This window comes from Bradyrhizobium cenepequi (assembly GCF_020329485.1).
GTDB classification, from domain to species: domain Bacteria; phylum Pseudomonadota; class Alphaproteobacteria; order Rhizobiales; family Xanthobacteraceae; genus Bradyrhizobium; species Bradyrhizobium cenepequi.
Genome location: NZ_JAGKJI010000044.1, coordinates 47,637 through 55,988 on the forward strand (window position 1 = coordinate 47,637; position 8,352 = coordinate 55,988).

Here is an 8,352-nt window from a genome sequence, read left to right on the forward strand (position 1 = left end):
TTCGTCCTCTCGGCGCTGGCAGCTTCCCGCACGGGGGCGCGGTCTTTCTACACAGCTTCAGCGCTGAGATACATATGGCGACGCCGCGCCGCGGCGTCGTGCGCCTGTCATAATTTTAATGAGCGACCGAGGCGGTCCGCTTCGGCGATGTTGCTCTAGCCGCAGGCTTAGCCGCATTGGGCTTTACGGTCGCCGAGTCCCACCCGCCCGGCGGGGTCGCGGCGTTGACGGCGTTGTCGGGCTGCGGCTCGGCGGTGAAGGTCTGGATCGCGAGCTTGGCCGCTGCGAGCGATTGTGCGTCGAGGCGCTTGGCAACATCGTCACGCTTGCGGCCGGCGTCCGCGTCGCCCTGGGCTGCCGCGAGGCTGAACCACTTGAAGGACTCGGCCAGGTTCTGTTCGACACCGATGCCGCGTGCATAGAGGATGCCGAGATTGAACTGGCTGTCGGCGACGCCGTGGTCGGCGGCCTTGCGGAACCACTGGGCCGCGCTCTTGTAGTCGGCGCCTTTGCCGCCGCCATCGGCATCGAGCACCGCGAGATTGTGCATAGCCTTGGCATTGCCGCGCTCGGCGGCCTGCACGTAATAGCGCCGCGCGGTGTCGACGTCCTTCTTCACGCTGAGTCCCTTCTCGTAGAAGGTCCCGAGCCGGAAGATCGCGGGCACCACGCCGGCCTGCGCGGCGCGCTCGTACCACTTTGCGGCCTCGTCATAATTGGTCGGAACGCCCTTGCCTTCGGCGAAGCGCACGCCGACCTCGTAGGCCGCGGCCGGATCGCCCCTCAGCGCCGCAGCGCGCAGCACAGGGCCGCCGATGGCGTCAGGCAGCCGCTCGCTCGGCGGCACCTGCACCATCCTCAGCCTGCTGCCCATCGGTGCGGGGATCGAGCCGGTGATGTCATTGCTCGCAACAGGAGATGGGGACGGCGCGGGCCCCGGCGGGATCGCCACCTGCGTGCCGTCGAGCGTGTTTGGCGCCGTGCTGTTGTTGGATTGCCGGCCGAGCGGGGTCGGCGAGGTCATCAATGGCGCCGCGGGTGCCGGCGCGGGCACAGGTGCGACGGCCGCACTGTCGGCTGGCGGCTGTGCCGCTGCGGGGGCATCGCTCGACCTTTCCATCGGCGGCATCTGCGACCCGGTGCCGCTATCGAGCAGGATCATCGTCACCTTGAAGGCGCCGAGCACGATGACCACCACACTCGCACCAACCAGCAGCGAGCGGATCTTTGACGTGATGGTCGAGGGCTCCTTGCCCTCGGACTTGCCTTGGGCCTTGTCGGCCGGCTTGGCCCTCGTTGCCGCCTTGGCTCCACTGCGCCCGCCCTTCTCGGTGGCGGCCTGGGCGGCCGCGGCCTGGGCGGCGCGGCGTGCGGCGGCGATGAAGCTCGACGTGGAGACCGGCTCTTTCTTGGCAGGCGAAATCTCGCTGATCGCGCTTTCCGACGCGGCGATGCGTTCGGTGGGCGTCGACACCCGTCCGCTCGGGCGCGTACCCGGCTCGAGCGGATGATCGGGCGGCAGGTCCGGCGCGAGCGCGGCGCGGACCGCGGCATGCGGCTCCAGGATCTCGCTGATGGCGCGCGGTGGCAGCGGCGGCGGAACGAGGGCTTCCTCGGCCGGCGTGGCCGCATGGAAGTCGCGCGGCGCCGCCGCGAAGTGTTCCTCCGCCGTGAAGCGCTGCTGAGCCGCGGGATTCGGCAGTTCGGGCTTCGGCTGCGGCACCATGGCCTGCGGCATGGCGGCGCGCGGCGGCTCGGGCGACGGTGCCGGCGCGGCAGGCACGGAGCGCACCGTGCGCAGATCGTTCTCGATCATCGCAAGGCGATCGACCACATGGCCGAGCGTATTGTGCACCGTCTCGAGCGAATCCTGCGTGCGGCGATCGGTTTCGGATTGGCTGAAGCGGATATCCGACAACTCGCGCTTGACCAAGTCGACGATGTCAGGGTCGAGCGACTGCGGCGCCGGCGCGCCGACGATGCGATTTGCCTCGGCCAGCGACACGAGATTGGCGTGCTGGCGTTCGAGATGGCGCAGGATGTCCTGCAGCCCTTCCTCGACGCGGCTGAAATTGCCAGACTGCGGATTGGAAGAAGTTTCCAGGCGCTCGAGCAGGTACGAGACGCGCTGCTCGAGATGGGCGAATGCGGACGCGCTATCGTTGCCGACCTGCATGCGGTCGATGCGCTCCGACAGCGCACGCACGGCCTCTTCGAGATGTTGCGAGTGTTCGGTTGGCGCCGGCCGCTCGCGGCTTTCCAGGGTCGAGGCCAACGCGGCGATCCGCTGTTCGAGGACTGCAAACGCATCGCCGTGGTTGCCGGCGCGCGCGAGCTCGTCGACCTTGGCCGACAGCGTCTGCACGTCCTCGGTGAGCCGCGCCAGTGCGTCGTTGGAGGCGATGTTGGAGACGATGGTGCGGAGCGCGCCGATTGCGCTCTCGAGCTGCTGCACTGTCGAGGGATCGTCGTTGGTGCGCAGGATCAAATCGAGCTTGGCGCCGAGATTGCGGATCGCCTCGTCATAGCCCGCAAGCTGCTCGGCGGGGGTGAGCGAGCGCAGCACCTCGCGGATTTCGGACAGCGCGCGCTCGATGCCGGTGAGCGCCTGGCTGTCGGCACCGTTCTGCCGGTTGTCGTCGATGCGGCGCGACAGCGAGCGGATCTCGCTTTCGAGCGACTCGATCGCGCGGCGCGGCAGCGCCTCGGTGATCGCCGCGCGGATTTCCGCAAGCTCGCTGCGGAAGGCGGCGATCGACTGCTCGACATGATCGGGCCGTTGCAGCGCCTCGATCTGGCTCGTGATCTTGACCAGATAACGCTCCAGCGAGGAGAAATCCGGGCCGGCCGGTGCCGGCGCAGCGGGTGGCGGTGCGACGGGCGGGGCATGCGCGGCCATCGGCGGAACGCCCGAGTCCATCGGCTGCGCGTGGCGCGGCGGCATTGGCCGCTGCGGCGGACCGTCGAGCTCGTTCTGGCGTGCGGCGATCTCCGCGATCGCGGAATCGAAGGAGGCGGGACTTAAGGGCGGCGACGGACGGTAGACCTTCGCGGCGGCGCGCTCGACAGCTTCCGCCTGGCGTTGCCGGTCCGGTACCTGGGGCTGGCGCACCGCGGCCGGATTTGAGATCTGCGAAAGCCGCGCATCGAGCCGGGAGATCGCGTCGTTGAGCTGGCGCGCAACGTTGGATTGGCCACGCGCGGTGTCGCTGCGCGGGGCATCATTTCGCGGCGCGGGCTGCGAGAGCCGATCGATCTGTTGGGTGATCGCGTCGAGCCGCTGATGAATGTCGGCGACGCTTGCCTGGCTCGATACCGCCGGCCGCGAGGGAGCAGTGCGGGAATCCGGCGGCGCCGGCTCGCCGATGGTGGAATTGAGCCAGTCGTTCAGCGTCATGCCCGCGCGGCGAGCCGCATCCTCGGCTCTTTCGCGGACGGATGGATCGATGCCGTCAACACTCCACGATGCACGCGAATTCATGATTCCGTCCGGTCCCGACTAAGGCGTCCACACCCACGCCTGCAGCCTCCCCGTACGTCCCGATTGAACAGACAATCGAATTCCGCGCGGGGCGTCTGCCTCAGCTGTCGACTTTTTCGCGTTAGGGTAAAGAACGGGTTAAGGAATGGCCCACGGGGCTCTAAAGTTACCTCTGCGTGGAACCTGCCGGCGCCAGACTAGGCTTTATCGTCACCTTGGCCCGCCTTGAGCGGCTGAACGGCCGCCCGGTTGACCAGAGCGGAGAGGGCCTCAATGGCCTCTTCACACCATTCGGCCACGACGCGCTCGTGGCGAAGGCCGATACGAAGCCCGAGCAGCTTGCCCATATCGGCGGGCGAGGCGACCCCTTGCGGGAAGCGCTTGTTGAGCAGGCGCTCGTAGCGCTCGTAGCGGTCGCGGTGGTGTTCCAGGCGCGCCATCAGGTCGGTGCGCAGCGGTTCGATGTCGACGCTGTCCAGCGCGTAGAGCCGCACCAGCAGATCGTCCTTGACCGATGCCGGCACGCTCGGACGTGCCGCCCAGTGCCGCAGCGCGGCCTTGCCCTCAGTCGTCAGCGTGTAGACGAGCTTGTTGGGCTTGCCCGATTGGACGACCTCGCGGGCCTGGACATGGCCGCGGTCGCGCAGCTTGGAAAGCTCGCGATAGATCTGCTGATGGTCGGCCTTCCAGAAGAAGCCGATGGAAGCGTCGAACGTCTTGGCGAGCTCGTAGCCCGTCATCGGACGTTCGGTCAGGCATGCGAGGATCGCGTCACCCAGCGCCACTGGTCGCCACTCCTTTTCTACCTCCTCGACCATCCTTGACTTTATGCATATAGGCGCATATGCGTCAATGTGCATATTGACGGTCAGGACCAAACGGGCTCGCCATTGGTCGGGCCATTGCACGTTCCGCCAAGAGGAGACGTCTTTGACAATGACCGGTCTCGACAAGTGGTACGCCTACATGAAATCCCACGATCGCGCCGCGCTCTGGGATCTGCTTCACCCCGACGCCGTGTTCGAAAGCCCGGTGGTACATACGCCGCAGCGCGGGCGCGACATCACCTTCAAATATCTATCGAGCGCGGAAAAGGTGCTGGGCGGCCCCGGTTTCGCCTATCGCGGCGAATGGCGCAGCGATAGCGGCGCGGTGCTCGAATTCGAGAACGAGATCGAGGGCATCAAGATCAACGGGGTCGACATCATCACCTTCGATGCGGAGGGACGGATCGCGCATTTCAAGGTGATGGTGCGCCCGCTGAAGGCGATCAACCTGCTGCATCGCCTGATGGGAGAAGAACTGGTGCGGCAGGCTGGCGAGGCCAGCGCCGCCAAGTCGCAGCCTAAGTCGCAGTCCTGATCTCGATAATCGCTTCCCCGGAACACCGAAAGGTCTAAGGTCGGTTTCGGGAACCTTTAGTGGTCGCGACGTTGCGAGCATTTGCCCGCGACGCCAAATTCAAAAACTGCCTGCCGGAGCACACCATGCCGATCTACAAAGCCCCAGTCGAAGATGTGAGCTTCCTGCTCAACGATGTCTTCCAGATCGACCGCTATGACAACCTGCCGGGTTTCACCGATGCATCGGCCGATGTGCGCGAAGCAATCCTGGGCGAGGCGGCGAAGCTCTCCGAGGAAGTCTTGCAGCCGCTCAACCGTGTCGGCGACCTCGAAGGCTGCAAGCGCCATGACGACGGCTCGGTGACGACGCCGAAGGGTTTCAAGGAAGCCTTCAAGCAGGTGGCCGAAGGCGGCTGGCTCGGACTCTCGGCGCCGACCGAATATGGCGGGCAGGGCCTGCCGGTGACGCTGAGCCAGGCGGTCAACGAATTCCAGATCTCGGCCAACATGGCGTTCTCCATGTATGGCGGGCTGACCATGGGCGCGACGGCGGCGCTGCTGGTGCACGGCACGGACGAGCAGAAGAAGACCTATGTTCCGAAGATGGCGGCGGGCGAATGGACCGGCACCATGAATCTCACCGAGCCGCATTGCGGCACTGATCTCGGACTGTTGCGAACCAAGGCCGTGCGCCAGCCCGACGGCAGTTTCAAGATATCAGGCACCAAGATCTTCATCTCGGCCGGCGAGCACGACCTCACTGCGAACATCATCCATCTCGTGCTCGCGCGCATCGAAGGCGCGCCGGCCGGCATCAAGGGCGTGTCGCTGTTCGTGGTGCCGAAATTCCTGGTCAATGCCGACGGCTCGCTCGGCGCGCGCAATGGCGTCGCCTGCGGCTCGATCGAGCACAAGATGGGCATTCACGGCAATTCCACCTGTGTGATGAATTACGACAATGCCACCGGCTGGCTGATCGGCCAGGAGAACAAGGGCATGCAGGGCATGTTCGTGATGATGAATGAGGCCCGGCTCGGTGTCGCCGTGCAGGGGCTCGCGCAGTCCGAGGTCGCCTACCAGAACGCAGTGGCGTACGCGCGTGAGCGCCTGCAGGGCCGTTCGCTGACTGGCACGAAGGAGCCGGACAAGCCGGCCGACCCGATCATCGTACATCCCGACGTTCGCCGCACGCTGCTGACGATCCGCGCCTTCAACGAAGCGGCGCGCGCCATGGTGCTCTGGACCGCGCTGAAGAGCGACGTCGCCCACCGCTCCAACGATCCCAAGGATCGCCGGGAGGCCGACGACCATATGGGGCTGATGACGCCGGTCCTGAAAGGCGTGCTCACCGATACCGGCTTCGCTAACGCCGTACTGGCGCAGCAGATGTATGGTGGCCACGGCTACATCGCCGAGCAGGGCATGGAGCAGTTCGTGCGCGATGCCCGCATCTCCATGATCTATGAGGGCGCCAATGGCATCCAGGCGCTCGATCTCGTCGGCCGCAAGCTGCCACGGGACGGCGGCCGCGCGGTGATGGCATTCTTCGGCGAGGTCGGCGCTTACGCCAAAGAGCATGGTGCGGACGAGGCCATGAAGCCGTTCGTGACCCCGCTCTCGGCCGCGCTCGGCCATCTGCAGCAGGCGACCGGCTGGCTGATGCAGAACGCGATGACCAAGCCGGACAATGCCGGCACTGCTGCGACCGACTACATGAAATTGTTCGGCCTGGTCGCGCTCGCCTATATGTGGGCGCGGATGGCGAAGGTGGTGCAGGACAAGATCGCCGCCGGCGGCGCAACGCCTTACCTCTCGACCAAGCTCGTCACCGGCCGCTTCTTCATGGAGAAGCTGCTGCCGGAGACCGCCGTGCATCTTGCGCGCATCCAGAGCGGCAGTGACACCACGATGGAACTGGCCGCGGAGGCTTTCTGAACAAACTTCCATGGCCAGCTCGCGATTTCGGCGCGGTTCGGCTATAATATTATGATCCTCATATAAGGAGGGCGTCATGCCTGAGGCATATATCTACGATCACGTTCGTACCCCGCGCGGCCGCGGCAAGCCCGATGGCGCGCTGCATGAAGTCACGGCGCTGTCGCTCGCCACCGTGCCGCTCAAGGCGCTGAAGGAACGCAACAATCTGGCCGAAGACGTTGTCGACGACGTCGTTCTCGGCATCGTCGATCCCGTCGGCGAGGCCGGCTCCGACATGGCTCGTTTCGCGGCGCTCAAGTCCGGCTTGGGTGAGAAGGTGCCGGGCGTGCAGATCAGCCGCTTCTGCGCTTCGGGGCTTGATGCCGTGAACTTTGCCGCGGCTCAGGTCATGAGTGGGCAGCATGAGCTCGTGATCGGCGGCGGCGCGGAGTCGATGAGCCGCGTCGGCATCGGCGCGTCCGGCGGCGCCTGGCCGATGGACCCCTCGATGGCGGTGCCGGCCTATTTCATGCCGCAGGGCGTCTCGGCCGACCTGATCGCGACCAAATATGGCTTTTCGCGCGACGACGTCGACGCCTACGCGGTGCAGAGCCAGCAGCGCGCGGCGACGGCCTGGGACGAGGGCCGGTTCGACAAATCGGTCGTGCCGGTGAAGGACGTCAATGGCCTCACCATCCTCGCCAAGGACGAGCACATGCGGCCTTCGACGACGATGCAGTCGCTGGCGCAATTGCAGCCCTCCTTTGCGGCAATGGCCGCGATGGCGGGGTTCGATGCGGTGGCGGTGCAGTCGCATCCGGAGATCGAGAAGGTCAACTATGTGCACCACGCCGGCAATTCCTCCGGCATTGTCGACGGCGCCGGCGCGGTGCTGCTCGGCAGCAAGGAAGCGGGCGCGAAACACGGCCTCAAGCCGCGGGCAAAAATCCGGGCCTTCGCCAATATCGGCTCGGAGCCCGCGATGATGCTGACCGGACCGGTCGACGTTACCGAAAAGCTGTTCGCGCGCTCCGGCATGAAGACGTCGGACATCGATCTATTCGAGCTCAACGAAGCCTTCGCCTCGGTGGTGCTGCGCTACATCCAGGCCTTCGACATCGACAACGCCAAGATCAACGTCAATGGCGGCGCGATCGCGCTCGGCCATCCGCTTGGCGCGACCGGCGCGATGATCCTGGGCACCGTGCTCGACGAACTCGAGCGTACCGACAAGTCGACCGCGCTGGTGACGCTATGCATCGGCGGCGGCATGGGCACCGCGACGATCATCGAGCGGGTTTAAGGCGACATTGTCGTAGCAACCATTAGATCGATAGGTTGTGGGCAATTGGATTGTCCGACGGCCGTTGAGCATGACGCCGTGCTCGCGGCCGTCAAGGCGTGGCCTGGCGGCAGCGTGGCGAGGGGAGAGATTGAGGCAACGGCCATCCTTGACGGCCACTGCGCGCGCCGTCGTGGAGACGGCAGGTCGGGACGAAGAAACGGTGCTCCGGTCGAACAAAGAAACTGGGTCAGGCAAGAGATGGGATCGCGGCTGCGGCCGCCGCCGGGGGCTTGTCGTGCCACGGCGTGCCGCGCGCCACGACGGTG

General features: G+C 65.9%; 5 protein-coding genes. 3 read left to right on the plus strand and 2 right to left on the minus strand.

The genetic code is table 11. The features are described from left to right. Window positions 1-115 precede the first annotated feature (115 nt). Both J6497_RS31880 and J6497_RS31885 read right to left on the minus strand, forming a co-directional pair. Window positions 116-3,481, minus strand: a complete 3,366-nt coding sequence (locus J6497_RS31880) for a tetratricopeptide repeat protein (RefSeq protein WP_225708185.1) — start codon at window positions 3,479-3,481, stop codon at window positions 116-118. 197 nt (window positions 3,482-3,678) lie between these two features. Continuing rightward, window positions 3,679-4,266, minus strand: a complete 588-nt coding sequence (locus tag J6497_RS31885) for a PadR family transcriptional regulator (RefSeq protein ID WP_225708186.1) — start codon at window positions 4,264-4,266, stop codon at window positions 3,679-3,681. 151 nt (window positions 4,267-4,417) lie between these two features. Between J6497_RS31885 and J6497_RS31890 the strand changes: the two genes are divergently transcribed. From J6497_RS31890 to J6497_RS31900, 3 genes are all read left to right on the plus strand, one after another. Next, window positions 4,418-4,843 carry a nuclear transport factor 2 family protein gene (locus J6497_RS31890; protein ID WP_225708191.1) on the plus strand — a complete coding sequence of 142 codons (426 nt, stop codon included), beginning with the start codon at window positions 4,418-4,420 and terminating at the stop codon, window positions 4,841-4,843. Window positions 4,844-4,968: 125 nt separating this feature from the next. Continuing rightward, window positions 4,969-6,759 (plus strand): acyl-CoA dehydrogenase C-terminal domain-containing protein, encoded by a 1,791-nt coding sequence (locus tag J6497_RS31895; protein WP_225708187.1) that lies wholly within the window; start codon window positions 4,969-4,971, stop codon window positions 6,757-6,759. Between the two features lie 76 nt (window positions 6,760-6,835). Then, window positions 6,836-8,044 (plus strand): acetyl-CoA C-acetyltransferase, encoded by a 1,209-nt coding sequence (locus J6497_RS31900; RefSeq protein ID WP_225708188.1) that lies wholly within the window; start codon window positions 6,836-6,838, stop codon window positions 8,042-8,044. The last annotated feature ends 308 nt before the right edge of the window (window positions 8,045-8,352 follow it).